Source organism: Duganella sp. CF402 (genome assembly GCF_900109645.1).
Taxonomy (GTDB): Bacteria; Pseudomonadota; Gammaproteobacteria; order Burkholderiales; family Burkholderiaceae_D; genus Rugamonas.
Map to the genome: position 1 here is coordinate 1 of NZ_FOBG01000014.1, position 1,358 is coordinate 1,358.

Consider the following 1,358-nt stretch of genomic DNA (forward strand, 5'->3'; position numbering starts at 1 on the left):
AAGGTTATAGGGACAAGCCGTACGGGCAATTAGTATCAGTTAGCTTAATGCATTACTGCACTTCCACACCTGACCTATCAACGTCCTGGTCTCGAACGACCCTTCAAGGAGCTCAAGGCTCCGGGAAATCTCATCTTAAGGCAAGTTTCCCGCTTAGATGCTTTCAGCGGTTATCTCTTCCGAACTTAGCTACCCGGCAATGCCACTGGCGTGACAACCGGTACACCAGAGGTTCGTCCACTCCGGTCCTCTCGTACTAGGAGCAGCCCCCTTCAAATTTCCAACGCCCACGGCAGATAGGGACCAAACTGTCTCACGACGTTTTAAACCCAGCTCACGTACCACTTTAAATGGCGAACAGCCATACCCTTGGGACCGGCTACAGCCCCAGGATGTGATGAGCCGACATCGAGGTGCCAAACTCCCCCGTCGATATGAACTCTTGGGAGGAATCAGCCTGTTATCCCCAGAGTACCTTTTATCCGTTGAGCGATGGCCCTTCCATACAGAACCACCGGATCACTATGTCCTACTTTCGTACCTGCTCGACTTGTCGGTCTCGCAGTTAAGCACGCTTATGCCATTGCACTATTAGCACGATGTCCGACCGTACCTAGCGTACCTTCGAACTCCTCCGTTACACTTTAGGAGGAGACCGCCCCAGTCAAACTGCCTACCATGCACTGTCCCCGATCCGGATAACGGACCAAGGTTAGAACCTCAAATGAACCAGGGTGGTATTTCAAGGATGGCTCCATAGGAACTGGCGTCCCTACTTCAAAGCCTCCCACCTATCCTACACAGATTGATTCAAAGTCCAATGCAAAGCTACAGTAAAGGTTCATGGGGTCTTTCCGTCTAGCCGCGGGTAGATTGCATCATCACAAACATTTCAACTTCGCTGAGTCTCGGGAGGAGACAGTGTGGCCATCGTTACGCCATTCGTGCAGGTCGGAACTTACCCGACAAGGAATTTCGCTACCTTAGGACCGTTATAGTTACGGCCGCCGTTTACTGGGACTTCAATCAAGAGCTTGCACCCCATCATTTAATCTTCCAGCACCGGGCAGGCGTCACACCCTATACGTCCACTTTCGTGTTTGCAGAGTGCTGTGTTTTTATTAAACAGTCGCAGCCACCAGTTTATTGCAACCTTTTCGCCCTATCACAGTAAAGTGACCAAGCTACCGAGGCGTACCTTTTCCCGAAGTTACGGTACCAATTTGCCGAGTTCCTTCTCCCGAGTTCTCTCAAGCGCCTTAGAATACTCATCTCGCCCACCTGTGTCGGTTTGCGGTACGGTCTCGTATGACTGAAGCTTAGAGGCTTTTCTTGGAACCACTTCCGATTGCTACGTG

Annotated in this window: 1 rRNA gene; it reads right to left on the bottom strand. The window is 51.2% G+C overall.

Annotated features, from left to right (window positions below):
- Window positions 1-8 precede the first annotated feature (8 nt).
- Window positions 9-1,358: ribosomal RNA gene (locus BMZ70_RS27825) — 23S ribosomal RNA — on the bottom strand; the annotation flags it as partial.